Source organism: Pseudomonas sp. O39, from assembly GCF_045447295.1.
GTDB lineage: Bacteria > Pseudomonadota > Gammaproteobacteria > Pseudomonadales > Pseudomonadaceae > Aquipseudomonas > Aquipseudomonas antarctica_A.
Genome location: NZ_JBJGXV010000016.1, coordinates 1 through 25,645 on the forward strand (window position 1 = coordinate 1; position 25,645 = coordinate 25,645).

Here is a 25,645-nt window from a genome sequence, read left to right on the forward strand (position 1 = left end):
TGGGCCAAGGATGGCCCATTGCGGCGGCCCACGGATTCAAGCCGGAGTGCGGGCATACCGAGCCCAGGCGAGGCACCGAGTGGTGGGGCAAAGCGTTTTTTGGTTACTTTTTTAGGCGTTCTTGTAAAAAAGTGACCCGCTGTAAGAGCGGAACCAATAGCAGCCGTTACCGCAGCAACGGATATGTACTCAATCTACCCCCCCCCCACAGACTTAAAGCGACACAAAGAGTTGCGTAGATACCTATGCTGCGACAGCAGTGTGTCAGTCAGTGCAGATATCAACTGAACCGCCGCCATCGCAGACAAGCCACCACAGTTGATCTTCAAATGTCTTGGACATATCAGTGAGTGCCGGGGTTGGCACGCAGGTGCGCAACCGTCTGTTCCAGCCCTTCCCAGCGCGGTGCATTCGGCGCAAATTGCCCTCGCAGGTACGCAACCAAATCCGCCACTTGAGCAGTGGACAAACTGTCCTTGAAGCCCGGCATATACCCCAGGTCCTTGGTCGCCGGGTTGCTGATACCCTGCAAAATCACCTTGATCAGGTTATCCGGCTGGTCGCTGTGCACATTGGTGTTGGTCGCCAATGACGGGCTGACGCCGAACAACTTCGGCCCCAGGCCATCGGCATGACAGGCCTTGCACGACCCTTCAAACACGCGACGGCCATTCGAATTCGGTACAGTCGCCGCCGCCACAACCTGCGCTTGCGCCGTCGCTTCGCCATTGAGCGAAGCCAAATACACCGCCATCGCGCGGATATCCGCCTTGGGTAACTTCGACAGCTCACTCACCACCGGGCCCATCGGCCCCGCCGCCACGCCATGGGCGTCGGAATAACCGGTGCTGAGGTAGCTGAACAACTGGTCTTCAGTCCACGGCGTCGGGGCCTTGGACAAACCGGTCAATGCCGGCGCTTCCCACCCATCGACACGGCCACCAGCGAGGAACGCCTTGCCGCCCTTCTCCGCGCCCATCAGGTTACGCGGCGAATGGCACGCCGCGCAGTGCCCCAGACCATTGACCAGATAATTGCCGCGGTTCCACTGCTCACCGCGTTCAGGCTGCGGGGTAATTTCTGCGCGCCTTAAATTCAGCGCATTCCAACCGGCCATCAACGGCCGGATATTGAACGGGAAATTCATCGCATTCGGCGTCGGCGCCTGGCTCACCGGCGCCTGCGACATGAGGTAGGCATACAGCGCCTGCATGTCGGCATCGTTGATATTGCGAAACGCCGTATAGGGAAACGCCGGATACAAATTGCGCCCATCGCGGCCAATGCCGTCGCGCATCGCGCGCTCGAATGCCGGGTACGACCAGGCGCCGATCCCGGTCTTCACATCGGGGGTGATATTGCTGCTGTACAACGTGCCGAATGGCGTCTGCATCGCCAGCCCGCCTGCGTTGGTCGCCCCGCCCGGTGCCGTATGGCAGACCGCACAATCGCCCACCGCCGCCAGCAAACGCCCGCGCTCCAGGGTGGCCTTGGACCAGGTGCCGGCACTTGGCGGTGCAATCGGTGCAATTTCAGGCTGAAACGGCCAGGCCGTGGCCAGCACCGCGCCCAAGGTTGCAAACAGCGCACCGAACCACCATTTTTTGCGTTTTTCCGGCGACTTGGCAGGTTCGCCCAACGTACCGGCGTTCAGCGCGGCCAAGACCCGCTCGGGCGTGATGGGCAACTCGCGAAAACGAATGCCGGTGGCGTCATAAATCGCATTGGCAATCGCCGCCGCGCTCGGCACCGACGCCGATTCACCGGCGCCCATTGGCGGCTGGTCCTGACGCGGCATCATCAGTACATCGATCTGCGGCACTTCGGGGAACGTCAGGATCGGGTAGCCGCCCCACTCCTTGCTCGCCACGGTCGACTCTTCAAAGGTCACGCGCTCCTTCAATACGCGGCTGGTGGACTGGATCACATTGCCGTGAATCTGATGCTGCACGCCCGCCGGGTTGATCATCATCCCCGCGTCATGGCCGATCACCACGCGCGTCACCGATACGTCGCCGGTCTGTTTGTCGATGGCCACATCCGCCACCCAGGCCGCCCACGCCGCGCCGAAGCCGGGGAACTTGCTGTGGATATAACGCGCGTACGCAAAGCCCCGGCCGCGCAGCAGGTGGTCTTCGTTGGCGGTTTGCATCGGCGCGGTGCGCGGTGACCAATTGGCGCGTTCAGCCGTGGACTTCACCAGGTCGATGGCACGCTCATCCTTGAGGTAGCGCAGGCGGTATTCCACCGGGTCGACACCGGCCGCAAACGCCAGTTCGTCGATATAGGATTCATGGGCAAAGGTGTTGGGCAAGGCCGACACGCCGCGCATCCACGAGGCGCGTACGATGGGCGCCATGTCGTTGATGGTCACGCGCATGTGGTCGATGTCATACGGCGGGATCGAGGTGCGGTCGCCCATCTCGAACATCGCCGCCACCGGCTCGACGCGACCGGTGAGCAACAGTGCCAGGGTCGGTGCGCCGTTGGAGGGGTAACTGGTTTCAAAATCATAGCCGGCAATGCTGCCGTCGGCGTTGAGGCCGCCGTCCACATCCATCAACTGCGCCGTGCCCTTGGGCTCCCACAGGTGTTCCTGTTCACGGGTCAGTTGCACCCGCACCGGCTTGCCCACGGCGCGGGATAACAGTAAGGCATCGGCGCACACATCATCGGCACAATTACGCCCGTAGCAGCCGGCGGCTTCCATACGGATGACATCAATCAGGTTTTCATCGCACTCAACCAACCACGCCAGATCCGCCCGTAACAGGTGGGGGTTCTGGCTGCCGGACCACACCCGACTCCCGGCTGCCTGGTAATCGGCCACGCCACACGAGGGACCAATCGAGCCATGCATCTGGTACGGCCACAGGTAACTGCGCGGCATGCGCTGGCTGGCGCCGGCCAGGGCTGCATCGACATTGCCCTGGTCAAGCACCGTGCGGCGCACCCGTGGGTTGTCGCGGATGGCCTGCTCGACATCACTCATGTCCGGCAAGGCGTTGTTCCAGGGTTTCCAGTGCACCTGTAATGCTTGGGCGGCCTTGATCGCCTGCTCTTCACGCAACGCGACCACGCCGACAAAATCCCGAATCACCACTACGGCGACGATTCCGGGGATAGCTGCGATAGACGTCTCGTCCACACTTAACAGGCTGTTACCGACAAAATCCCCGCAATCCAACCCGGCATACGGCGGGCGAATGACGCGACCATGGAGCATGTCCGGCACGCGCATGTCGTGCACGTAAGTCAGTTCACCGGTGGCCTTGCCAGGGGTATCCACGCGCGCAGCGCCCTGGCCCACCAGACGGTAATCCTCGACAGCCTTCAACGGTGCATCACCGCTGATGCGCAACTGGTCGTGCTGGCCGCTGACCAGTTCACCGTAGGTCGTGCTGCGCCCGTCCTGTGCGCGGATAACCCCGGCTTCAACCTTGAGGCTGCCCGTACTCACTCCCCAACGGCCCGCCGCCCGCGCCAGCAAAAAACGTCGCGCCTCGGCCGCAGCGTTACGCAAGGGGATCGCTGAAATCTGCACGGTCGCACTGGCAATGGTCGCGCCCTGGTTAGGCGCGCGCTCGGTATCCCCCAGCACCATCTTGACCTGGTCCAGGGTCAGGTCCAGCTCTTCGGCGACGATCTGCGCGAGTGAGGTGCGAATGCCGGTGCCCAGATCCACATGGCCGTTGAACGCATAGACCACACCGTCATCGTTGACGGCGATAAACAGCCCCAGCTCCTTGGGTTTCACGGTGGGCGTGCCGCCCTTGGCCACCGGGCCCGAAGGCGGCAACACGTCATCGACGACGAGTAAGACGCCGGCCTTGGCCAGCCACTGGTCACGGGAAAGTGGGGTGTCGGTCATGGTCGGCCATCCACGGTCAAGAGGTGAGCGGCACGCAGCACGGCGCGCAGGATTTCGATATGAGTGCCACAGCGGCAGAGGTTGCCCGAGAGTTCATTGCGGACCTCGGTTTCGCTGGGGCTGGGGTTGCGGTCGAGCAAGGCCTTGGCGGTCATGATCATGCCGTTGAGGCAGTAGCCGCATTGCGCGGCCTGCTCATCGATAAACGCTTGTTGCACCGGATGCGGCGCCTGGCGTGTCCCCAGGCCCTCGAGAGTGACGATCTCTCGCCCTGCCGCACCGGACAATGGGAACACACAAGAACGCGCCGCCACGCCATCGATGATCACAGTGCAGGCGCCGCACTCGCCCAAACCGCAGCCGTATTTGGCGCCGTTGAGCGCCAGGTCATTGCGCAACACCAGCAACAGCGGCGTATCCGCCATGGCGCTGACTTCTTGGGTGTGGCCGTTGACCTCAAGCGCTACCGTGATGAGGGGGCTGATCATTCGCTTCGCCTGTATCAGTTGGTGAAGTGCCTACTACACGAAACAGTCAAAAAAAAGCGTCGCCGGCCTGGGGCCTCGCGACACACTTGATGCGTGAAGTGACTACTACATGAACCGAGAGCAAAAACGATGCCAACGGATGGTGGCACACCCTGTGGCGAGCGGGCTTGCCCGCGCTGGGGCGCGAAGGGGCCCTATCAAGGCCGCCGCGCTTTTTCAGTGAGAACCCAGCGGCTGGGTCAGTTTAGGGCTGCTGCACTGCCCAACGCGGGGCAAGCCCGCTTGCCACACTTATTCCTGCGGGTCGTCGATCATCTTGCGCAACAGAAACAGCACCGCCACCCGTTCGGCGGGGTTGAGGTTACTCATGGTCAGCTCGCTGATCTGCGCGGCGCAGGGCACGGTTTGATCTACCAGCACGGCACCGGCAGCGGAAAGGTCGACCACCACCTTGCGTTTATCTTGCGGGTCCGGCTCCAGGGTAATCAGCTCCTTGGCCTTTAACCGCTCGACAATACCGCGAATGGTCGCCTGGTCCACGGCAGTGGCCTTGACCAGTTCGGTGAGGGAACTTGCACCGTGATCGCGCAGCGCGCACAGGGTGACAAACTGCACGGCAGTGAGCTGGGAGTCGCCGACATTCTGCTGAAAGATCGCCAGGTGGCGCTGGTAGGCCTTGCGCAGCAGGTGGCCAACTTGTTCAGAGAAAACGTAGGAATCAGGCACGGCGGGCTCGGTGGGTGATTAGCGATGGGCAGGCATGATGGCGGGGATAATGCATGGACTCAAGCTTCTCACTGAAGAAACCCGGACAACCCTGTGGGAGCGGGCTTGCTCGCGAATGCGGTGGTTCAGCCACTGAATCTGTTAACTGACACACCGCTTTCGCGAGCAAGCCCGCTCCCACCTTTGAATCTTCAGCGGGCCAGTGAGGCGGCTGGCGCGACGACGTCACCGGCGATAACAACCGCCTCATCATCCAGATACACATCACAATGCCGCAGCGGAATATCCATATGGCACGGCGTCTTGCGCGTCCCACCCACCTCGGTATTGGGCCCGGTGGAGAACAGGAAATTGCCATAGAACGCCCGCGCGTCCATGCACATACCGTCGTTCTTGTCATGCAGCCCCATGGCAGTCCACTGCGCCCGTGGCTGCAAACCCCAGCCGATATGAGAGATGCCGTACACCTCGGGGTCGTTGAAATACTTCATGTAATCACGCAGGTATTCAGCCTCGAAGCCGCCGTGGATCTTGGTGATAAAGCCCTTCTCGATCTCCAGCGTGATCTTCTCGCGCGCGTAGGTCTTGAACGGCAGCAGGATGTCACCGATGTCCAGCACCAGCACGCCCTCGGCGGTTTCTTCATTGGGCCAGGAGAACAGGAAGCCGCTGGGCCAGTGGTCCCAACGCCCCGGCTCATCGGCAAAACCGTACTCGGTCACTGACGGGTACTGCCCCAATGCCGCACGAAAGTCACTGCCGGCGCGGGATTTGACGTGAATCGAGCGCGCCTTTTTCAGCAACTGCTCGGCCGCCAGCACACGCACCTTGTCTTCTTCTGTGGGCAGCATGCGCGCCAGCACTTCCGGAGGCTCCACGGCCAGCAGGATGCGGGTGCCGGTCTTGAGGATCTGCTCCTGCTCCGGCGAGTGCAGCAACATCATGGTGTCGACGACCAGGTCAGCCGCTTCCAGCGCACGCTGGGCGGCAATATTGCCGGTAAGCGCGGTGTCGCCGCAGTAGGCGGTCATGTCATTGCCCATCGCCTTGGGATGGTTGAACGACGGCAGCTCCACCGCATACACCTTGGCCCCCAGGCGCTGCGCAGCATCCATCGCGGCGCGCACGGTGCGTGGGTCGGAGTAATGGCTCTTGAGCACGGCAACGCTCTGGGTCGGATCGACCTTCGACAGCGTCAGCACGTGTTCAAACATCTGGGTCAGTTCGCAATCGCTTACCGGCATTTTCCTGTCTCCTGTTGGGCTGCACCACGTTCAAGCACCGCGCTTCACTTTAGTGCATTTATATAGCGTATACGCCAATTAATAACGATGAGACCTGAATTGCAGACGGACTGCAAGTAGCGCACCACAACGTTACCTTACGAAACAAACCCAACAGATAAAGGGATAAAAGCGTTACAGATGACCATAACGCTCAAAAAATTATTTTGCGAGCACAGGCTTCCCATTTCAAAAAATGAGCGTATACACTTTAAAAACCTTGCGGACAGACGCCGCCAAAAATCAAAAAGAGAGAGGATCACGCCCCATGGGAAGCACACAAAAAATCGCTATCGTCGGTGCCGGCCTGGGCGGTGCCGCAGCGGCCACCCTGTTGCAGCAAGCCGGTTTTGACGTAGACATCTACGAGCAGGCGCCAGCGTTTTCCCGATTGGGTGCGGGGATCCACATGGGCCCCAACATCATGAAAATCTTTCGCCGCATGGGCATCGAACAACAGCTGGACTTGATGGGCTCACACCCCGAGCACTGGTTCAGCCGTTGCGGCGAAACCGGCGATTACCTCTCGCGCATTCCCCTCACCGGCTACGGCGCCTCCTACATCACCGTGCACCGTGGCGACCTGCACGCCTTGCAAATGTCCACCCTCAAACCCGGCACGCTGCACTTCAACAAACGCCTGGATACCCTCGAGGAAACCGACACCCAGGTACGCCTGACCTTTGCCGACGGTGAAGTGACCTACGCCGACATCGTGATCGGCGCCGACGGCATCAATTCGAAGATTCGCGAAGAACTGCTCGGCGTGGAAAAACCGCTGTACAGCGGCTGGGTGGCGCACCGCGCGCTGATCCGTGGCGACCAATTGGCCAAGTACGACCTCAGGTTCGAAGACTGCATCAAGTGGTGGACCGAAGACCGGCACATGATGGTGTATTACACCACCGGCAAACGCGACGAGTACTACTACGTCACCGGCGTGCCCCATGCCGAATGGGACTTCCAGGGCGCGTTCGTCGACAGCAGCCGCGAGGAGATGTTTGATGCCTTCAAGGGCTATCACCCCACCGTGCAGGCATTGATCGAGTCCACCGAAAGCGTGACTAAATGGCCGCTGCGCAACCGCAACCCACTCCCACTGTGGAGCCGTGGCCGCCTGGTATTGCTGGGGGACGCGTGCCACCCGATGAAACCGCACATGGCCCAGGGCGCCGGCATGGCCATTGAAGATGCCGCCATGCTCACGCGCTGCCTGCAGGAAACCGGAATCAGCGACTACCGCACGGCGTTCGAGCTGTATGAAGCCAACCGCAAGGAGCGCGCCTCCCGCGTGCAGGCGGTGTCCAACGCCAATACCTGGTTGCGCACCCAGGAAGACCCGGCCTGGGTCTACGGCTATGACCTGTACGCCCAGGAGCTGAAATCGGGGGTGGCCGCGTGAGCACCTTTTTGTATGGCGGTAACGTCCAGGCCAATGGCATTCGCCAGCACTACTTGCGTTACGGCGGCAAAGGCCCGGCGCTGATCCTGATCCCGGGCATCACCAGCCCGGCGATTACCTGGGGGTTTGTCGCGCAGCGCCTGGGCGCGCAGTTCGACACCTATGTGCTGGATGTACGTGGACGCGGCCTGTCGTCCACCGGCCCCGAGCTGGATTACAGCGCGGACACCTGCGCCGAGGACATTGGCGCGTTTGCCGATGCGCTGAACCTGGACAGCTACCACTTGGTCGGCCATTCCATGGGCGCGCGCTTTGCCGTGCGCAGTGCCGTCAAACATCCCCAGGGCGTAAACCGCGTGGTGCTGATCGACCCGCCGGTGTCTGGCCCCGGTCGGCGTGAATACCCGAGCAAACTGCCGTGGTACGTCGACTCGATCCGCCAGTCCCTGCTTGGGATGGATGCCGAGGCGATGCGCGCTTTCTGCGCCACCTGGACGCAAGAGCAGCTGCAACTGCGCGCCGAATGGCTGCACACCTGCTATGAACCCGCCATCGTGCGCGCCTTCAATGACTTTCACGCGGTGGACTTCCACCAGGACCTGCCCCACCTCAAGGCCCCTGCCCTGTTGATGGTGGCAGGGCGCGGCGGGGTGATCCTCGACGAGGACATCGCTGAAATCCAGGACCTGCAACCGGCCATCCAGGTCGCCCGCGTACCCAACGCCGGGCACATGATTCCGTGGGATGACCTCGAGGGTTTCTTCCACGCCCTCGGCGACTTCCTCACACAATAAGAATGGAGACCACCATGCAGAAGCCTTACCGCATCGGCCAGATCGTGCCGAGTTCCAACACCACCATGGAAACCGAGATCCCGGCGATGCTCACTGCGCGCCAGGCGATTCGCCCCGAGCGCTTTACCTTTCACTCCAGCCGCATGCGCATGAAGCAAGTGCGCAAAGAAGAACTGGCGGCGATGGACGGCGAATCCGACCGTTGCGCCGTTGAACTGTCCGATGCCAAGGTCGACGTGCTGGGTTACGCCTGCCTGGTGGCGATCATGGCGATGGGGCTGGGTTATCACCGCAACTCCGAACAGCGCCTGCGCAAGGCCACGGCGGATAACGACGCCAACGCTCCGGTCATCACCAGCGCCGGTGCGCTGATCGAAGGCCTGAAAGTCATGGGCGCCAAGCGCATCGCAATTGTCGCGCCGTATATGAAGCCACTGACCGAACTGGTGGTGAACTACATCCGCGAAGAAGGCTTTGACGTGGTCGACTGGCGCGCCCTGGAGATCCCCGACAACCTCGAAGTGGCGCGCCACGACCCGGCCAACCTGCCGGCCATCGTCGCCGGTATGAACCTGGAAGGCGTCGACGTGATCGTGCTCTCGGCCTGCGTGCAGATGCAGTCGCTGCCGGTCGTGGCCAAGGTCGAGGCGCAAACCGGCAAACCGGTGCTCACCGCCGCCATCGCTACCACCTACGCCATGCTCAAGGCGCTGGACCTGGAGCCGATCGTTCCAGGGGCCGGCGCCCTGCTCTCCGGCGCGTATTGAGGAGTTTTGCGATGAGCGAACAATCCGCCGACGCCAACTACCAGGGCGTATGGGGCAACCGCATTGGCTTCGGCAAAAAAGCCGCGCTGCTGATGATCGACTTCATGCAGGGCTATACCACCGAAGGCGCGCCGTTATATGCCCCCGAGGTTGCAATTGCCGTGACTGAAAGCGTCGAACTGTTGGCCACTGCACGCAAGCACGGGATTGCGGTGGTGCACACCAATATCCGCTACCATCCCGGCCATTTCGCCGACGGTGGCATCTGGGTCAAGAAAGCCCCGGTGATGAAGGACATGGTCGAAGGCAACCCACTCGCGGCGTTCTGCCCCGAGGTCTTGCCCCGGGCCGATGAAGTGGTGATCACCAAGCAATATGCCAGTGCATTTTTCGGCAGCAGCCTGGCCCCGATGCTGCACGCCCAAGGCATCGACACCGTGGTGCTGGCCGGCTGTTCCACCAGCGGCTGCATTCGTGCCACCGCAGTGGATGCGGTGCAACACGGGTTTCTCACCATCGTCGTGCGCGAATGCGTCGGCGACCGACACCCCGCGCCCCACGAAGCCAACTTGTTCGATATCGACAGCAAGTATGGCGACGTGGTGAGCAAGCAGGAGGCGATGAGCAAGTTCAGGGAGCAATAAGACGTTATTAAGAACTGCGCCATAGAGCGTGGTCTTGAAAAAACTGAGGTCCGGCCTGGAAATGCATTCACCTATGGGAGCCGATCCCTGTGGGAGCCGGGCTTGCCCGCGATGCGCACGCTGCGGTGTAACTGTTACACCGCGCCGATGCCATCGCAGGCAAGCCAGCGCCCACAGATGCTCGCTCGCCACAGGTCAATGCCAAACCAGAAATATCTCAGTCTTCTGACACTGCCTTTGGAAGTCGCTTTTACAGCACTCCGAAGTGCTCGAACAAAAGCGGCTGTATAAAAACCATAAGTCACCGCCGGGAGACACCCCAATGCCCATTGCGAATGCAGCGCCCGCGACCACGGTCGCCGACCCCGTTACCACGCTTTACCACAACATCACCTGGAAGCTGATTCCGTTCCTGTGTTTCTGCTACCTGGCCGCCTACCTCGACCGCATCAACATCGGCTTTGCCAAGTTGCAGATGCTCGACCAACTGCACTTCAGTGAAACCGCGTTTGGCCTGGGCGCCGGCTTGTTCTTCGTCGGCTACATCATCTTTGAAGTGCCGAGCAACCTGGTCCTGGAAAGGGTCGGCGCGAAGATCTGGATCGCACGCATCATGATCACCTGGGGCCTGCTCTCGGCCTGCACCATGCTGGTCACCTCCACCACCCAGTTCTACATCCTGCGCTTTCTGCTCGGCGCCGCCGAAGCGGGCTTTTTGCCAGGCGTGCTGTATTACCTCACCACCTGGTTCCCCACCCATCGACGGGGGCGCATCATCGCGCTGTTCATGATCGGCCTGCCGCTGTCCAGCGTGATCGGCGGCCCGCTGTCCGGCTGGATCATGGGCCACTTCGACAACATGGGCGGCCTGCGTGGTTGGCAGTGGCTGTTCCTGATTGAAGCGGTGCCCAGTGTATTGCTCGGCGTGCTGACATTCTGGGCGCTGCCCAATACCTTTCAACAGGCCAAATGGCTGTCGGACGAAGAAAAGAGCCTGCTCGAAAGCGAACTGCGCAAGGACGACGCGGACGCCACCGGCAGCAAGCACAGCTTCCGCGACGGCTTCTTCAATCTCAAAGTGTGGATGCTTGGCGGTATCGATTTTTCGATCCTGCTCAGCGCCTACGCCATGGGTTTCTGGATGCCGACATTCATCCGCAATGCGGGCATCACCGACACCTTCCATATCGGCATGCTCACTGCGTTGCCGAGCGTGGCGGCCTTGCTCGGCATGCTGCTGATCGGCGCCAGCTCCGACAAACACCGCGAACGCCGCTGGCACATCATCGTGCCGTTTCTGATCGGCGCGGCGGCGATGGCCACCAGCACATTCTTCACCCATAACGTGGTTGCCACGGTGCTGTTGTTCGCCATCGCCTCGGCCGCGATCATCGGCGCCGTGCCGGTGTTTTTCAGCCTGCCGGCGACCTTTCTCAAAGGCACGGCGGCGGCCACCGGTTTTGCCCTGGCGTGCTCGCTGGCGAATATCGCAGGCCTGGTGAGTAACTCGTTGATGGGCGTAGCGATCGACGTCACAGGCAGCAGTGCGGGCGCCTTGTGGTTCTTCGCCGAGTGCCTGATCCTCAGCAGCTTCCTGGTCATCGCCTTACCGGCGAAACTGGTGAACCGTTAACAACAACAATTTTTTCGGATGAATCACCATGCAAGCTTTCCTTAAAAGCTGTGCCCTGATTGTCGCCGTCGGCCTGTGTGCCGGCACCGCGCAGGCGGCTGAAAAAGTCATCTTCGACACCGACTTCAACGTGCTCAACGATGACGGCCAGGCCTTTATCATGCTCGCCCAGTTGCATGCGCAAAAACGCATCGACCTGCTGGGCATGACGCTCGTCAGCGGCAACGCCTGGGTCGACCAGGAACAAGTCGATGCCCTCAAGGCTGTGGAACGCATGGGGGTGGAGAACGAGGTGGGCGTCTACTCGGGCGCCGCCTACCCGCTGCTGCATGACTACGCCACTTACGAGGCAGAGAAAGCGCTGTTTGGCTCCGGCTGGCCGGGGGCGTTCAAACACCCGCGCCCTACCTCGGCCTCACAACTGATCGCGCCACCGGATGGCCTGGCGACCCACACCCAGTTGCGCAGTGAAACGGCCGCACAGTTCATCGTCGAAAGCGTGCGGGCCAACCCGCACCAGGTGACCATTCTCGCCGTCGGCCCGTTGACCAACGTCGCCCTGGCGATTCGCTCGGCGCCGGACATCGTGCCGCTGATCAAGCGCATCGTGTACATGGGCGGCGCTCTGGAGATCCCGGGCAACACCACGCCGGCGGCGGAATTCAACTGGTGGTTCGACCCGGAGGCCGCGAAGATCGTGTTGCGCTCACCGATCGAACACGTGATTTTCCCGAATGATGTGTGCGAGAAAGTCACCTTCGACAAATCGGTTTACCAGCGCGTGATTGCCCAGAAAGGCGCGATTGCCGACCTCTACAAGCACGAGTTCGGGCCGCTGTTCGACAAAGACCCGAGCTACCACAGCTTTACCTGGGACAGTTTGCCCGCACTGTTCCTGGTCAACCCGCAAATCGTCACCGAATCCCGCGAGTTGTGGGTGGACGTAGATGCGACCTTTGGCGCCGACTACGGCCGTGCACTGGGCTACAAAAAAGGCGCACCGGTCGGTACGCAGAAAGCCAACGTGGTGTTTGGCGTCGATCAGCAGAAGTTCTGGGACGGCTACGTCAACCTCGTGACATTGCCAACCCCGGTCAAACACTGACCGGCGGATCGCTCCCACCTGGCGTGGGAGCGATCATCCTTTCAGTCACGGACGGCCCGACGCTGGATTGAGGCAGGCCTGTAGAATGCCGGACAATTTCAGGGCCACATCCGTCGCCTGCTGCGCTGTTACGACATTGGTGAAGCCCATCAATAAGCCTTGCTCGCGCCCCGGTTCAAGCATCCACTGCGATAACGCTTGAAGGGCAAGGCCTTCGCGATTCGCCGCCTCGGCGACAACGTGGTCCGGCACCGCCACCACCAACCGCGCCAACAGATTAATCCCCCCGGCTTGCTCATCCACGCGCAAAAACGCCGCGCAATGCACGCGTAACGCCTCCACTAAAAACCCTCGGCGCTGCGCATACAACAGGCGCATCTTTTTCAGGTGTCGGGTGAAATGGCCCTGTTCCAGAAAATCCGCCGCCGTCAGCTGCAATAACTGCGCACTGCGCTGTTGCAACGCGTGGGCGCTGTGCTCGAAAGCCTCCACCAACTGCGCGGGCACCACCAGATAGCCCAGCCGCAACCCCGGAAACAGCATTTTGCTGAAGCTCCCGACATGGATCACCCGGTCTTGCACATCCTGACTCTTGAGCGCCGCCAACGGCTGCCCCTGGTAGCGAAACTCACTGTCGTAATCATCCTCTACCACCCAACTGCCCTGCTCCTGCGCCCAGGCCAGCAAAGCCTGCCGCCGCGCCCAGCTCAACGCCACGCCCAGGGGGCTCTGATGGGCCGGGGTCACGACCGCCAGTCGCGCCTGCCGATCACGCTGGATGCCCTGCCCGACATCCAGTCCATCCCGATCCACCGGCACCGGCACCAGCTCAACACCTTGATGGATCAATAGCTGCCGTGCGTGCAGATAACCCGGGTCTTCATACCAGCAACGCTGCCCCGCCATCTGCAGCGCATCGCACACCAGCGTCAGGCACCCCGCATAGCCTGAGCACACAAATACCTGCTGTGGCGTACATTCCACGCCCCGGTACAACGCCAGGTAGCTGGCAATCGCCACACGCAACGCCTGGGCGCCACGCACGTCGCCCATGCCCAGGCTGTCGGCATCGGTGCGGCGCACCTGCCGGGTGACCAGTCGTGCCCACAGTTTGCGCGGGAACGCATCCAGCGCCGGCTGCCCCATTTGCAACGCCGGGGTTGCCGAGGCCTGCGGCAGTGCGGCCGGCTGCGGTTTCATCGCAACCTGCGGCAATGCCCTGGAAATGACGGTGCCCGCCTGCCCCCGCGCCTCAAAGAAACCCTCACTGACCAACAGTTGATAAGCCGCTTCCACCGTTCCGCGCGCCACCTTGAGTTCCAGCGCAAGGCTGCGCACCGACGGCACGCGATCACCCGGGCCAAGCTGGCCCTGATCAATGGCCAGACGAAAGCGGCGGTAGATTTCCTGGTATTTGGGCAGTGACGACATCGCAAACAGGCTCGGCAGAATGACAAAGCGGAGTCTGATCATGTCCCAACCCACTTGTCCAATCATGCCCCTGTTGAGCGGCCGTGCCGCCACCGAAAATGGCGCATCCCTTACGCAAACAAGGATCGCCCATGAAACACCGTCTCGATTACGCCAAAGCCGCCCCTGCAGGTTACAAAGCCCTGGGATCAGTCCACAGCTATATCCATGGCTGCGGCCTGGAGAAAGAATTGATTGAACTGGTGTACCTGCGGGTCTCGCAACTCAACGGCTGCGCTTATTGCCTGGACTCGCATTCGCGCGACCTGCTCAAGCAAGGCGTGAGCCTGGAAAAAATCATGCTACTGGCGGCCTGGCACGAAGCATTGCCGCTGTTCACCGCGCGTGAACGTGCCGCCCTGGCCTGGGCCGAGGTGGTCACCCAGGTCGCGCAAACCCAGGTGCCGCAAGCGGATTACGTCAGCGTGGCGGCAATGTTCAGCGAGAAGGAAGTCGCTGACCTGACCCTGGCCATTTCCCTGATGAACGCTTTGAACCGCGTCGCCATCAGCTTTCGCAAAGTGCCGACGGCGGTCAAGGCCCATCAGGAGAACCTCAACGATGAATGAGCACGTCGAATTCGCGCCGATGGAAACCGAGGCCGACTGCATCGCCAGCTTTGCGCTGATGCAGCAACTGCGGCCGCACCTGACCGACGCCATCAGCTTCGCGGAACAAGTCCAGCGCCAGCGCCAAAATGGCTACCACTTGCTGGCCGCGCGCGAGCACGGCCGGGTCATCGGCCTGGCCGGCTACCGGCTGACCGAAAACACCCTCTACGGGCGGTTTATCTATGTCGATGACCTGGTGGTCGATGCGGCTTTGCAACGTCGACGCCTGGGCGAGCAACTGCTCGAGCGGGTGCGCGAAGAAACCCGCACCCGGGGTTATCGCTACCTGGTGTTGGACACCGGCTTGCATATGGTCCTGGCCCAGCGTTTCTACTTCCGTCAAGGCTTGTTGCCGCGCGGCATGCATTTTTCCCAGGACCTGGGCCAATGACCCGCGCCCTGTTACTCAGCTTCAGCCCCCACGGCAAGGCCGCGCAGACCTTCAAGCTGGCCCGCGCGCTGCTGGATGACGTGGTACCGGGCGCCGAGGTCAGCGAGCGCGATTACGGCGGCCAGGCATTGCCGCCGCTGACCCGTGAGTATGCGAATGCACTCACCACGCCTGGCGGCTTAAGCGGCAACGCGACGGCGTTGTCGGAACAATTGATCGTCGAGCTGGAAGCCTGTGACCTGCTGATCCTCTGCACCCCGGTGCACAATTTCACCGTGCCGGCGGCGCTCAAGGGCTGGATCGACCATGTGGTGCGTATTCATCGCAGTTTCACGGTGAATGCACAGTTCGAAAAAGTCGGGTTACTCAAGGATCGGCGTACGTTTGTGCTGGTCAGTTGCGGCAATTCACGCAAGGGGCATGAGCCGGATTTCCTGACACCGTATCTGACCGCGATCCTGTCGACGGTGGGCATCCACAGCGTGGATTTCGTCTACCTGGGCGCCATGGTGCGCGGAGAACAAGCGGTCGCCCGGGCGGTGGAACAGGCACACCGACAATTGTCGCAGGCAATCAGCACTGGCCTATAAAATTAATGGCGCTAGAATCAGCGCCATTCTTGCACCTGCCTCTCTGATACGAGCCGCCCATGAGCTTTGATTTCGACACGATCCACCCCCGCCTCGGCACCGGCAGCACCAAGTGGAGCCGCTACCCGCAAGACATCTTGCCGATGTGGATCGCCGACATGGATATCGCCGCGCCACCCGCGATATTGCACGCGCTGCATGCTCGCCTTGATCAGCAAATCCTTGGCTACAGCGTCGCCGGCCCGGACGTGCGCGAAGCCATCGTCGCTGACCTGTGGGCCAAATACGCCTGGCGCGTGCAGCCTGAAGAGCTGTTGTTCCTGCCCGGCGTCGAGCCCGGCTTCAATATGGCCCTGCATGCGTTTGTGCAACCGGGCCAACCGGTGGTGCTGCAAACCCCCAATTACCGGCCGATCCGCTTGGCACCGGGTCACTGGAACCTGCCGCGTATCGAAGTGCCGTTCGAACTGATCAACGGCGAATACATCACACCAATGCCCGCGATACGCCAGGCACTGACCGGCGCCGGTGCACTGTTGCTGAGCAACCCGCACAACCCCATGGGCAAAGTCTTCCCCCGCGAAGAACTGCTCGCCGTGGCCAACGCCTGCCTGGAAAACGGCGCGCTGATCATCAGCGACGAAATCCATGCCGAACTGTGCTTCGATGGCCGCCGCCACATCCCTACCGCCAGCCTCAGTCCCGAAATCGCCCAGCGCACCATTACCCTGATGTCGGCGAGCAAGGCCTACAACGTGGCCGGTTTGAAGACCTGCTTTGCCGTGGTGCAGAACGCCGAGGTGCGCGAGCGCTTCAATAATGCCCGCTGCGGCATGGTCGACAGTGTCAGCCCGCTGGGCCTGGAAGCCACCCGCGCCGCCTATAGCCAGTGCAGCGACTGGCTGGACGCGCTGGTGCAGTACCTGCAAGCCAACCGTGACTATCTGCTCAATGCCGTGCAAACCCGTTTGCCGGGTGTGGTGATGCATGCCCCTCAGGGCACCTTTCTGGCTTGGCTGGATTGCAGCGCCCTGGGCCTGGATGACCCACAGCAATTCTTCCTGGAACAGGCCAAGGTCGGCTTGAGCGCAGGCATCGAATTCGGCGATGACAGCCAGCAGTTTGTACGCCTGAACTTCGGCTGCCCACGGGCGATGCTCGAAGAAGGCCTGCAACGCATGGCGCACGCACTGCGTCACCGTTAGGGCGCAATTCACAACGTTTCGCAGCGAGTGCCGAACCCCTGCTGTTACTGTTTTTGCCTTTCAGTCCCACCGGCAACAGCAGGAGTTCCATGGCATGGCGACCCAGCCCCTTGATCGTTCGTCCGACCCCAAATCCCTTCCCGGTACGCCGCTTAAGTCAGCCGCAGCGTTCCATGTGCTACTCAAGAACAGTGCAAACAAGAAAGTCGAGTCCCAGGACAAGACGCCATCGGGGCTCGATGCCAGCAAGCAACAAGGCTACGAACTGGCGGCCAAGGACGCCACGCCGCCACCTGCTCTGTCTGACTACAAGGCCATCGGCCCGCCGGATGAAGTGGGCCCGGGGCTGATTCGTTACGAGACCCAGGACGGCAAGAAGGTCATCGTCAGCGAGCACGACAGCCCGGACCTGTTCAAGCAAGTCAGCGCAGACTTCAAGTCCCTCTCCGGCGTGGTTGCCAGCCAGAACGCCGGTTACCAGAGCCTGGGCGCGGACGGCAAGGCACCGGAAAAACTCGCCGATTACAAATCTCTCGGCCCGCCTGATGAAACCGGCCCCGGCGTGATCCGCTATGAAACCCAGGACGGCACCAAGGTCGTTATCAGCCAGCGTGACAACCCCGAAGCCTTCCAGAAAGCCAAGGACGACTATGCGAGTTTCACCGGCCTCACCAGCAGCGAAGACGCCGGCTACAAGCGCGCCAGCGATAACGAAGTGTGGCCGCCGTATGGTGGCACCACCGTCGGCCCGGTCGATGAAGTCGGCCCGGGGCTGATCCGCTTCGAAAGCAACGGCCAGAAAATGGTCGTGGCCCGTGATGACAACCCCAAGCTGTTCGACTACCTGGCCGGCCTGCACGAGGTCTATACCGACCCGGGCAAGAAGGCCGTGGTGGAAGGCGAACTGAATAACGGCGCGACACTGGCCGACGCCAACACGCCAGTGCCGGGCCTGAATGACTACAAGACGTTCAGTTGGAACAACGACCAGAAAGACAGCATCCTCACCTACGAACTCCATGACGGCACCAAGGTGGTGGTGTCCTCGAATGTCAGCCCCGAGCTGTTCAAGAGTGTCGCCACCGCGCATGACACCTGGGACAAAATCCACACCAGCGAAAGCGAAGGCTACAAGCTGGCGGGGCCGAATGACTTCCTGAAAAATACCGACATCACCTTTGGTTCCCCCGATGAACTGGGCGATGGCCTGATCCGCTACGAGACCAGCGAAGGCAAAGTCATCGTGTCCAAGGAACTGAGCCCGCAGCTCTACGATGACGTCAAGGCCAAGTGGGACGCCTTCAGTGCCGGTGCAGTCGATGACACCCGCACGAAGCACAACCTGCCCAAGTCCGCTGACCTGGATGTGCTGAACATGGACACCGGCGTGCACGCCGATGAAAAAGACGACAAGTCGCCAACCCTGAGCGTCAGCGAACTGGCCACCACCCAACTGATCGACACCTACCGCGCCGGCGTCAAAGACGGCTCGATTCCCAAGGATGACCCGCGGGCCAAGCTGGTCCGCGCCCTGGAAGCCCAGGCCGCCTACCAGAATGGCCACGGCATCACCGGCTACGAAGAATCCAAGCGCCCGTTCAACACCACCTGGCGCGAGTTCGATGACAAGCAGACCGAGCTGACCTCGGCCGACATGCACGACATCATCGACGGCAAGGCCGTGCAACAGCAGATCGGCGAACTTTTCAAAGACCCGACCGTGCAGGCCGACTACAAGTCGAAGATGGACGACGCGATCAACAAGCTGCCGAACAAGGACGAGATCAAGCAGAAGCTGCTGGACCTCACATCCAACCCGGATTACGTGCTGTACCTCAAGGACCTGCAAAACCAGGGCAAGACCTCCGAGGCGCAAAAAGACCTGAGCGACACCCTGACCTCGCTGTCACTGTTCGATCCCGAAGCGGCCAGCAAAGCGGCGCAGAATATCCAGGCCGATGGTTTGACCACCGACCTCAATGCGATTCTTTCGGACCCGAGCAAGATCTCCGACGAGAACAAGGAACTGGCCACCAAGGACCTGTTCGGCCTGCTCAAGGGTGTATTGAAAGGCACCCTGCTCGACCTGCCGCGCCGTACCCAGGAAACCCTCGAGAAGTTCCTCAACGAAGGCTTGCAGGGCAAGGAAAAGTCGGCCGGGGTGACCAAGGCTCTGGAAGAGTTGGGTGAGGTCTACAAGAACAACGGCTCCATCAGCGAAGCCGACCTGAAAAGCGCACTGAACAAACCCTATATCGCAGTGGCCGATCGCGGCATGCTCGGCGAGGTCTTCAACACCCTTAACAGCAAGGGCATTCTTGGCTCCCTCGGCGCCGGCGTGACGCTGTTTTCAGCGATTTACCAACTGGTGGGCAAAGGCGGCAAGCTCGGTGAAACCCCGGCGCAGCGGATGTCCATCGCCAAGGATTTCCTCAGCTTTGCCGGCGGTTCCAGCCACTTTGTGCGCCTGGGCGACAAGATCGGCGAGACCTTGGGCAAAGGCGGCCTGGTGGACTTCCTCGGCCTGGACAAGACCTTGCCGGAGATTTGGGGCAAGAACGGGCTGCAGGAGCCTAACTTCGAGTTTCGCGTCAACGAGTTGCCAAGCGACGTCAAAGCCAAGATTACCAGTGCCCTCGATGCCGTGCCCGACAGCCAGTACGACGGCATCTCGACAATGTTCGGCGAGGGCGACAAAGCCGTCACCGAGGCCACCGAAGGCCTGGCCACTCACCTGGATGACGGCCTGGCGGCAGCAGGCGCGGCCAAGTTGGGTGCGTCCAAGTCGGCGAAGATTGCCGGTTCGGTGATCAAGGTCCTGGGCCCGGCCACGGATATCGTCGGGGGTTTTGCCGATATCGTGTTGGGCGCCCTGGCGATCAAGAGTGGGGTCGACAGCAAAGACCCGCTGGCCCAGGCGGCGGGTGGCCTGCAAGTGGCGGGCGGTGCGTTCGGCGCATCGGCCGGGGTGCTCGGCGCCGCCGCACTGTTTGGCGCGGGCACGGCGGCGGCATTGACCGGGCCGCTGTTCCTGGTGGGTGTGGTGCTGGCGGTAGTCGGCGGGATCATCGGCTACTTTGTCGACCACAACAAAAAACAGAAAGCCACCGAGAAAGAAAACGACTGGTACCGCGACCTAGCCGGCGACGGTTTATTGCAGGACAACTGGGCCGACAAGGTCGAATACGCCCACTACGAAATCCACCACTACAAAGGCCGCGACACGCCGACCGACGACAGTATTTTTCGCTTCCAGCAATCGGAGTGGGAACACTTTGACGAGACCCCGCAAAAAGGTGGCTCCTCGAGTAACCGACTGGACGGGGACTTGCACAAGCATTACGAAGACCCGAACACACCGCCGAAAAGCTTGCCGAGTGATGCGCCGCCGGAGCGACCACAACCCCATGCACCCGGCGGCGGTGGCCCGCGCATTAACTAACGGCCAGGCAGGCGGGCCTCTCTCCATGTGGGAGCTGGCTTGCCTGCGATGACGGCTTCGCGTTCACCATCCATGTGACTGATAAACCGATATCGCAGCATAGGTATCTACACATCTTTCTTTACGGGTTGAGTGCTGTGGTTGTCGGGGGGCGCTGAGTGCATATCCGTTGTTTGGGTCACGGCTGACATGGGTTCCGCCCTTACGGCGGGTCACTTTTGGAAAAGAGCCCCAAAAGTGACCAAAAGGGCTCTTGCCCCACCACTCGGCACCTCGCCTAGGCTCGGTGTGCCCTCACGCAGGCTTTGGACCGTGGGCCGCCGCCATGGGCCATCCTTGGCCCATCGCGGCTAACCCGGCGTCCTGCCGGGTTACCCACGCTCCAAAGCCTGCGTTCGGCCAGCGTGGTTAACGGGGCGCCTAAGATCAAAATCAAAAACAGATCAAGATCAAAAGCAGAGCACGGCGGCCTGGTAGCCGACCTGAGTGGTTAGATCAAAAGCAAAACCGAGGCGGCCTGACAGCCGACCTGATCTTGGAAGCTGAACCTAATCAAATGTGGGAGCTGGCTTGTCGAACCGCCGAACCGCTGCGATAGCATCAACTCGGTGTACTTGGTGGACCGAGGTGTCCGCATCGCAGGCAAGCCAGCTCCCCCAAATGATCGGGGTTTACAGCTTGGCGATGGACACTTCGGTCGACTTCACAAAGGCAATCACTTCGCTGCCCACTTTCAATTCCAGGTCACGCACCGAGCGGGTGGTGATCACAGAGGTGACGATGCCGGACGCGGTCTGCACGTCGATTTCGGACACCACTTCCCCCAGCAGAATTTCCTTGATCACGCCCTTGAACTGGTTGCGCACGTTGATCGCTTTAATAGTCATGTCGGCTTTCCTTTTGGCTGTTGGGTCAATCCGCACGAATGCGCAGGCCCTCAAAATGCGCCACTCAATCATCCATTAAAAGGAATATATAACTATTTATTTATTCGATATGGATATATACGCACTGTTCACCTGGCAACAGCGGATCAACACACTGCCCTCTCACACCACAACACAATTGACCTGAACCCCAGCAAATACGCCCCGACAACAGATGGCACAGAGACTGCATATTCCGATTGAGCATGATGGAACATGTCATTTCAATTTTCTGAATATAAGAAAAGCCTTCTCTCACCGCCTTGTCCGGAGCTGTTCCATGAAACCCTTCACCCAACGCTTACTGGGCGCCTGCGCCCTCATCTTGTGTGTGCAACCGCAAGCCTTCGCCGCCGAAGCCGACCCCGCGCAAGTCAACCTGGATTACGCCTACTACTCACCGGTCAGCCTGGTGCTCAAGCATTTCGGCTGGCTGGAACAAGCGCTGCCGAACAGCAAAGTCGGCTGGGTACTGAGCCAAGGCAGCAACCGCTCGCTGGAATACCTCAACAGCGGCGGCGTCGACTTTGCCTCTTCCGCCAGCCTGTCGGCGGTGTTGAGCCGCGCCAATGGCAGCCCGATCAAATCGGTGTACGTCTACAGCCGCGCCGAGTGGACCGCACTGGTGGTGCGCAAAGACTCGCCGTTCAAGCGCGTGACGGATCTGAAAGGCAAGAAAATCGCCGCCACCAAAGGCACCGACCCGTACCTGTTCACCCTGCGCAGCCTGCAACAAGCCGGGCTGAAAAAAGACGACGTCGAGCTGGTGCACCTGCAACACCCCGACGGCCGCACGGCGCTGGAAAAAGGCGACGTAGACGCCTGGGCCGGTCTAGACCCGCATATGGCCGCCAGTGAAATTCAGGCCGGCTCACGCCTGCTGTACCGCAACAAGGACTTCAACAGCTACGGCGTGGTCAGCGTCACCGAGCAGTACGCCAAGGAGCATCCGCAGACCATCAGCAAGGTGCTCGGCGCCTATGAAAAAGCCCGCGACTGGGCAGTGAAACACCCGGATGAGTTCGCCAAACTGCTCGCCGACGAAGCCGGCCTGCCGCTGGAAGTGGCCAAGCTGCAACTGTCGCGCACAGACCTCGGCAGCCCGTTGCTGAGCGCCCAGGATGTGCTGTCATCCAAGGCCGCTGCGCCGATCCTGGTGTCCGAGGAATTGGTGCGCCGTGGCGTGAACGTGGACCAGGTGATCGACCAATTGATCGACACCTCTTTCGGCCAGGCGCTGCCAAAGCAGTAAGGGGAGCGTGATGACCAGCAGAATCCAAACAACGGCCCTTCCCGCGCCGGTCGCCATCAACCGCAGCGCCTGGCCTCGGCGGCTCAAGGGGCTGCTGTTGCCGGTGCTGATCCTGCTGGTGCTGGAGGTGGTCGTGCGTATCGGCTGGCTGCCGTCCTACCAGATGCCGGCCCCCAGCGAGATTGCGGTGACGCTCACCGACCTGGCCGAGGGCGCGTTGTGGAAACACATCAGCGCCAGCCTGTTGCGGGTGCTGGCAGGCTTCACCATTGGCGCGAGCCTGGCCTTGATCTTCGCCGCCTGGGTGGGCTTGAGCCGTGAAGCCGAAGCCTACCTGGAGCCAACGTTTGCCGGGTTGCGCTCGATTCCGAGCCTGGCCTGGGTGCCGCTGTTGCTGCTGTGGCTGGGCATTGATGAAACCTCGAAGATCGTGCTGATCGCGATTGGCGCGTTCTTCCCGGTGTACCTCAATGGCGTCGCGGCGATTCGTGATATTGACCGCAAGCTGGTGGAAGTCGGGCAAATGTACGGTTTCAGCAGGCCACGCCTGGTGCGCCGGATTCTCTTGCCCGCCGCCCTGCCCGGCCTGTTTACCGGGCTGCGCAGCGGCCTGAGCCTGGCCTGGATGTTTCTGGTGGCCGCCGAACTGATCGCGGCCACCAAGGGACTGGGCTACTTGCTCAGTGATGGTCGGGAAACCTCGCGGCCGGACATCGTGCTGGCGGCAATCATCGTGCTGGCGCTGTTGGGCAAGGTCAGCGATGGCGTGCTCGCGGCACTGGAGAAACGCTGCCTGGCCTGGCGTGACACCTTCAATGGCCAAGGCGCGGAGCAATGAGCATGCAACCGTTATTAGAGATTCACGTCGCGCGTAAAAACTTTGCCAGCACCACAGTGCTGAAAAATGTACACCTGGCGTTGCAACCGCGCGAAGCCGTGAGCCTGCTGGGCCCCAGCGGATGCGGCAAAAGCACGTTGTTGCGCATCGTCGCCGGCCTGGAAAAGGACTTCCAGGGTGAACTGCGCAGCCCCGCAGGCGAGGTCGCTTTTGTATTCCAGGAGCCCCGGCTGATGCCTTGGCTGACGGTGGAGCAAAACATCGGTTTCAGCGATGACAGCCACTATGACAAGGCCTGGGTCACGCAGTTGATCGAAGAAGTCGGCCTCGCGGGCTTCGCCCAGGCGCTGCCCAAGGCCTTGTCCGGCGGCATGGCGCAACGGGTGGCCATCGCGCGCGGCCTGTATTCACGCCCGCAGGTGCTATTGCTCGATGAGCCCTTCAGCGCGGTGGACGCTTTCACCCGCATGAAACTGCAGGACTTGCTGCTGCAACTGGCCGAGCACCATGCCATTGCCCTGCTGCTGGTGACCCACGATGTGGACGAGGCGCTGTACCTGAGTGACCGGGTGCTGGTGATGGACAACCGGCCAAGCAGCATTCGTCAGACACTGGCGGTGGACCTGCCTCACCCGCGAGACCGGCGTGACCCGCTGCTGGCGCAGCTCAAGGCGCTGTCCTTGACCGAGTTGCAGCGGGCCCATGTGATTTAGGCCAATGTGCGACTGAGTGTCACCCAATACCGCGTCCGCGCCCGCACCTCAAACCCCAGTGTCTGGGCCAGCAGGCTGAGGATGCGGTCGGTGTCATCCAGGCGAAAGCTGCCGGTGACCCGCAGGGTTTCCAGGCTCGGGTCCCAGCGCAGCACACCTGGGCGATAACGCTCCAGCTCGCGCAAAAAATCCCCTAGCGCCTGGTTTTGCGCGGTCAAGACGCCATCGCGCCAGTCCAGTTGCTGCGCATCGAACGGCACCCGCTCCCTAAGCCCCTGGGGCTTTAATAACGCTTGCTGACCGTTGCTCAAAGTCGCCAGTTGCCCGGTCACATCGCGCACCTGCACCGCGCCCTTGAGCACCGACACCCGGCAGCCGGTCGACAACTGCCGCACACACACCTCGGCCTGGCTGACCTGAACCTCGCCGTAGCGGGTGTTCACTGCGATCAAAGCCGAGCCCGGCACACTCAGCGCCAATTCCCCTTCCACCAGCGTGATGCGCCGATGCGCGCGGTCGACATCGACCGCTGTGGCGGTATTGAGTTGCAGGCTGCTGCTGCCATCGATCAAGGGCAGGCGTTTGCGCTCGCCGGTGGCGGTGTGCAGATCGGCACGCCACGCCTCGATCGGCAACTGGCGGCTGATCAACCAGGCGGTGGGCACCAGCGCCGCCACACCCAAGGCACGCTTGAGGATCGCTCGCCGCGCCAATTGCGGACGGTCGAGGCTGGCCATCGCCAATGCGTGTGGCAAGTCACTGAAACGCTGGCGCAGGGATTGGGCTTTCTGCCAAGTCTGTTCGTGTTGGGGATGGCTGTCGCGCCATTGCTGCAAGGCCGCATGGTCACGCTCGGTGGCGGCGCCGGACTCCAGCAATGCCAGCCATTGGGCGGCGGCGCGCGCGACATCGCGATTCACAGGTCCACCAGCAGGCAATGTTCGTAGGCTTGGGCCATGTAACGCTTCACCGTGCGCTCGCAAACGTCGAGCCGTTCGGCAATCTCTCGATAACCCAGGCCTTCCAGCTGGCTCCACAGAAACGCGCGGCGCACCAGCACCGGTAAACCGTCAAGCAACTCATCCAGTGCTTGCAGGGTTTCGAGCATCAGCCAGCGTTGTTCGGGTGACGGCACGCAGGCGTGCGGCAGGTTTGCCAACGCATTCAAGTACGCCTGCTCAAGGCTGCGCCGCTGATGAAAGTTGACCAGCAGGCGCTTGCCGACGGTCACCAGATAGGCACGCGGTTCCTGCATCTGCGCAATTGGCTGTGCACTGGCGAGCACGCGCAAAAAGGTGTCCTGGCTCAGGTCCGCTGCATCCCAGGCATTGCCCAGGCGCCGCCGCAACCAGCTTTCCAGCCAACTGCGGTGGTCGCGGTACAAACTCGACAACGTGAGTTCGGCAGCGTGGGTCGGGGCAACAGCATCAGTCATGGCGAGCAACCTGCGCGGCGCGAGTTAATCTCAAATGAGATTAATTCTATTTAATATCG

Annotated in this window: 22 protein-coding genes; 14 read left to right on the top strand and 8 right to left on the bottom strand. The window is 61.4% G+C overall.

Going from position 1 to position 25,645, the window contains the following annotated elements; all coding sequences use genetic code 11:
* Positions 1 to 343: 343 nt before the first annotated feature.
* The 4 genes from ACI77D_RS19565 to ACI77D_RS19580 all read right to left on the bottom strand — a co-directional run bounded on the left by ACI77D_RS19565 (position 344) and on the right by ACI77D_RS19580 (position 6,329).
* Entirely contained in the window at positions 344 to 3,871 is a 3,528-nt protein-coding gene (locus ACI77D_RS19565) for a molybdopterin cofactor-binding domain-containing protein (RefSeq protein ID WP_407017290.1), read from the bottom strand.
* Positions 3,868 to 4,359, bottom strand: coding sequence for a (2Fe-2S)-binding protein (locus ACI77D_RS19570; RefSeq protein ID WP_221294639.1), 492 nt, complete (start codon positions 4,357 to 4,359; stop codon positions 3,868 to 3,870). The genes ACI77D_RS19565 and ACI77D_RS19570 overlap by 4 nt, the downstream gene beginning before the upstream one ends.
* Before the next feature lie 291 nt (positions 4,360 to 4,650).
* Positions 4,651 to 5,085 (bottom strand): MarR family winged helix-turn-helix transcriptional regulator, encoded by a 435-nt coding sequence (locus tag ACI77D_RS19575; protein ID WP_053256240.1) that lies wholly within the window; start codon positions 5,083 to 5,085, stop codon positions 4,651 to 4,653.
* Between the two features lie 191 nt (positions 5,086 to 5,276).
* Positions 5,277 to 6,329, bottom strand: a complete 1,053-nt coding sequence (locus tag ACI77D_RS19580) for a 2,5-dihydroxypyridine 5,6-dioxygenase (RefSeq protein ID WP_064452260.1) — start codon at positions 6,327 to 6,329, stop codon at positions 5,277 to 5,279.
* A gap of 307 nt (positions 6,330 to 6,636) precedes the next feature.
* Between ACI77D_RS19580 and ACI77D_RS19585 the strand changes: the two genes are divergently transcribed.
* From ACI77D_RS19585 to ACI77D_RS19610, 6 genes are all read left to right on the top strand, one after another.
* Entirely contained in the window at positions 6,637 to 7,770 is a 1,134-nt protein-coding gene (locus ACI77D_RS19585) for an FAD-dependent monooxygenase (protein ID WP_064452259.1), read from the top strand.
* Positions 7,767 to 8,564, top strand: coding sequence for an alpha/beta fold hydrolase (locus ACI77D_RS19590; RefSeq protein ID WP_064452258.1), 798 nt, complete (start codon positions 7,767 to 7,769; stop codon positions 8,562 to 8,564). Before ACI77D_RS19585 ends, ACI77D_RS19590 begins: the two co-directional genes overlap by 4 nt.
* Before the next feature lie 14 nt (positions 8,565 to 8,578).
* A complete protein-coding gene (locus ACI77D_RS19595; RefSeq protein ID WP_016977977.1) occupies positions 8,579 to 9,331 on the top strand; it encodes an Asp/Glu racemase in 753 nt (250 codons plus the stop codon).
* Positions 9,332 to 9,342: 11 nt separating this feature from the next.
* Complete coding sequence (locus tag ACI77D_RS19600; RefSeq protein ID WP_407017291.1) at positions 9,343 to 9,975, top strand: N-carbamoylsarcosine amidohydrolase; 633 nt, start codon at positions 9,343 to 9,345, stop codon at positions 9,973 to 9,975.
* Positions 9,976 to 10,297: 322 nt separating this feature from the next.
* Positions 10,298 to 11,608 carry an MFS transporter gene (locus ACI77D_RS19605; protein WP_407017292.1) on the top strand — a complete coding sequence of 437 codons (1,311 nt, stop codon included), beginning with the start codon at positions 10,298 to 10,300 and terminating at the stop codon, positions 11,606 to 11,608.
* 28 nt (positions 11,609 to 11,636) lie between these two features.
* Entirely contained in the window at positions 11,637 to 12,713 is a 1,077-nt protein-coding gene (locus ACI77D_RS19610; RefSeq protein WP_064452255.1) for a nucleoside hydrolase, read from the top strand.
* Positions 12,714 to 12,758: 45 nt separating this feature from the next.
* On the opposite strand, the gene ACI77D_RS19615 is transcribed toward ACI77D_RS19610, so the two are convergent.
* Entirely contained in the window at positions 12,759 to 14,144 is a 1,386-nt protein-coding gene (locus ACI77D_RS19615) for a PLP-dependent aminotransferase family protein (RefSeq protein WP_407017326.1), read from the bottom strand.
* 131 nt (positions 14,145 to 14,275) lie between these two features.
* Between ACI77D_RS19615 and ACI77D_RS19620 the strand changes: the two genes are divergently transcribed.
* From ACI77D_RS19620 to ACI77D_RS19640, 5 genes are all read left to right on the top strand, one after another.
* A complete protein-coding gene (locus ACI77D_RS19620; RefSeq protein WP_064452243.1) occupies positions 14,276 to 14,752 on the top strand; it encodes a carboxymuconolactone decarboxylase family protein in 477 nt (158 codons plus the stop codon).
* On the top strand, positions 14,745 to 15,185 hold the full coding sequence (locus ACI77D_RS19625) for an N-acetyltransferase family protein (protein WP_407017293.1): 441 nt from the start codon (positions 14,745 to 14,747) through the stop codon (positions 15,183 to 15,185). Before ACI77D_RS19620 ends, ACI77D_RS19625 begins: the two co-directional genes overlap by 8 nt.
* Positions 15,182 to 15,775, top strand: a complete 594-nt coding sequence (locus ACI77D_RS19630; protein ID WP_259762586.1) for an FMN-dependent NADH-azoreductase — start codon at positions 15,182 to 15,184, stop codon at positions 15,773 to 15,775. The genes ACI77D_RS19625 and ACI77D_RS19630 overlap by 4 nt, the downstream gene beginning before the upstream one ends.
* Before the next feature lie 59 nt (positions 15,776 to 15,834).
* A complete protein-coding gene (locus ACI77D_RS19635; protein WP_064452240.1) occupies positions 15,835 to 16,980 on the top strand; it encodes a MalY/PatB family protein in 1,146 nt (381 codons plus the stop codon).
* 94 nt (positions 16,981 to 17,074) lie between these two features.
* The gene (locus tag ACI77D_RS19640; RefSeq protein WP_064452239.1) at positions 17,075 to 20,422 is read left to right on the top strand and encodes a hypothetical protein; all 3,348 of its coding nucleotides are present in this window, start codon (positions 17,075 to 17,077) and stop codon (positions 20,420 to 20,422) included.
* A gap of 671 nt (positions 20,423 to 21,093) precedes the next feature.
* Here ACI77D_RS19640 and ACI77D_RS19645 read toward each other — a convergent pair.
* Positions 21,094 to 21,309, bottom strand: a complete 216-nt coding sequence (locus ACI77D_RS19645; RefSeq protein WP_003173733.1) for a molybdopterin-binding protein — start codon at positions 21,307 to 21,309, stop codon at positions 21,094 to 21,096.
* 319 nt (positions 21,310 to 21,628) lie between these two features.
* Here ACI77D_RS19645 and ACI77D_RS19650 point away from each other — a divergent pair, with 319 nt between their 5' ends.
* Genes ACI77D_RS19650 through ACI77D_RS19660 form a run of 3 tightly spaced genes read left to right on the top strand, consistent with a single transcriptional unit; the run spans position 21,629 to position 24,151 of the window.
* The gene (locus ACI77D_RS19650; RefSeq protein WP_407017294.1) at positions 21,629 to 22,600 is read left to right on the top strand and encodes an aliphatic sulfonate ABC transporter substrate-binding protein; all 972 of its coding nucleotides are present in this window, start codon (positions 21,629 to 21,631) and stop codon (positions 22,598 to 22,600) included.
* Between the two features lie 10 nt (positions 22,601 to 22,610).
* Complete coding sequence (locus tag ACI77D_RS19655; RefSeq protein ID WP_064452237.1) at positions 22,611 to 23,438, top strand: ABC transporter permease; 828 nt, start codon at positions 22,611 to 22,613, stop codon at positions 23,436 to 23,438.
* Complete coding sequence (locus ACI77D_RS19660; RefSeq protein ID WP_262667825.1) at positions 23,435 to 24,151, top strand: ABC transporter ATP-binding protein; 717 nt, start codon at positions 23,435 to 23,437, stop codon at positions 24,149 to 24,151. Before ACI77D_RS19655 ends, ACI77D_RS19660 begins: the two co-directional genes overlap by 4 nt.
* Here the strand turns inward: ACI77D_RS19660 and ACI77D_RS19665 are convergent.
* A complete protein-coding gene (locus ACI77D_RS19665; protein WP_407017295.1) occupies positions 24,148 to 25,071 on the bottom strand; it encodes a FecR domain-containing protein in 924 nt (307 codons plus the stop codon). The genes ACI77D_RS19660 and ACI77D_RS19665 overlap by 4 nt on opposite strands.
* Complete coding sequence (locus ACI77D_RS19670; RefSeq protein ID WP_053256254.1) at positions 25,068 to 25,586, bottom strand: sigma-70 family RNA polymerase sigma factor; 519 nt, start codon at positions 25,584 to 25,586, stop codon at positions 25,068 to 25,070. Before ACI77D_RS19670 ends, ACI77D_RS19665 begins: the two co-directional genes overlap by 4 nt.
* Positions 25,587 to 25,645 lie beyond the last annotated feature (59 nt).

What these genes read in the sequence shown, in the direction of transcription:
- ACI77D_RS19640 (WP_064452239.1), top strand. Translation starts at nt 17,075, where the DNA reads ATGGCGACCCAGCCCCTTGATCGTTCGTCCGACCCCAAATCCCTTCCC.
- ACI77D_RS19565 (WP_407017290.1), bottom strand. Translation starts at nt 3,871, where the DNA reads ATGACCGACACCCCACTTTCCCGTGACCAGTGGCTGGCCAAGGCCGGC.
- ACI77D_RS19655 (WP_064452237.1), top strand. Translation starts at nt 22,611, where the DNA reads ATGACCAGCAGAATCCAAACAACGGCCCTTCCCGCGCCGGTCGCCATC.
- ACI77D_RS19645 (WP_003173733.1), bottom strand. Translation starts at nt 21,309, where the DNA reads ATGACTATTAAAGCGATCAACGTGCGCAACCAGTTCAAGGGCGTGATC.
- ACI77D_RS19625 (WP_407017293.1), top strand. Translation starts at nt 14,745, where the DNA reads ATGAATGAGCACGTCGAATTCGCGCCGATGGAAACCGAGGCCGACTGC.
- ACI77D_RS19595 (WP_016977977.1), top strand. Translation starts at nt 8,579, where the DNA reads ATGCAGAAGCCTTACCGCATCGGCCAGATCGTGCCGAGTTCCAACACC.
- ACI77D_RS19610 (WP_064452255.1), top strand. Translation starts at nt 11,637, where the DNA reads ATGCAAGCTTTCCTTAAAAGCTGTGCCCTGATTGTCGCCGTCGGCCTG.
- ACI77D_RS19630 (WP_259762586.1), top strand. Translation starts at nt 15,182, where the DNA reads ATGACCCGCGCCCTGTTACTCAGCTTCAGCCCCCACGGCAAGGCCGCG.
- ACI77D_RS19615 (WP_407017326.1), bottom strand. Translation starts at nt 14,144, where the DNA reads ATGTCGTCACTGCCCAAATACCAGGAAATCTACCGCCGCTTTCGTCTG.
- ACI77D_RS19670 (WP_053256254.1), bottom strand. Translation starts at nt 25,586, where the DNA reads ATGACTGATGCTGTTGCCCCGACCCACGCTGCCGAACTCACGTTGTCG.
- ACI77D_RS19605 (WP_407017292.1), top strand. Translation starts at nt 10,298, where the DNA reads ATGCCCATTGCGAATGCAGCGCCCGCGACCACGGTCGCCGACCCCGTT.
- ACI77D_RS19620 (WP_064452243.1), top strand. Translation starts at nt 14,276, where the DNA reads ATGAAACACCGTCTCGATTACGCCAAAGCCGCCCCTGCAGGTTACAAA.
- ACI77D_RS19660 (WP_262667825.1), top strand. Translation starts at nt 23,435, where the DNA reads ATGAGCATGCAACCGTTATTAGAGATTCACGTCGCGCGTAAAAACTTT.
- ACI77D_RS19585 (WP_064452259.1), top strand. Translation starts at nt 6,637, where the DNA reads ATGGGAAGCACACAAAAAATCGCTATCGTCGGTGCCGGCCTGGGCGGT.
- ACI77D_RS19600 (WP_407017291.1), top strand. Translation starts at nt 9,343, where the DNA reads ATGAGCGAACAATCCGCCGACGCCAACTACCAGGGCGTATGGGGCAAC.
- ACI77D_RS19570 (WP_221294639.1), bottom strand. Translation starts at nt 4,359, where the DNA reads ATGATCAGCCCCCTCATCACGGTAGCGCTTGAGGTCAACGGCCACACC.
- ACI77D_RS19650 (WP_407017294.1), top strand. Translation starts at nt 21,629, where the DNA reads ATGAAACCCTTCACCCAACGCTTACTGGGCGCCTGCGCCCTCATCTTG.
- ACI77D_RS19635 (WP_064452240.1), top strand. Translation starts at nt 15,835, where the DNA reads ATGAGCTTTGATTTCGACACGATCCACCCCCGCCTCGGCACCGGCAGC.
- ACI77D_RS19580 (WP_064452260.1), bottom strand. Translation starts at nt 6,329, where the DNA reads ATGCCGGTAAGCGATTGCGAACTGACCCAGATGTTTGAACACGTGCTG.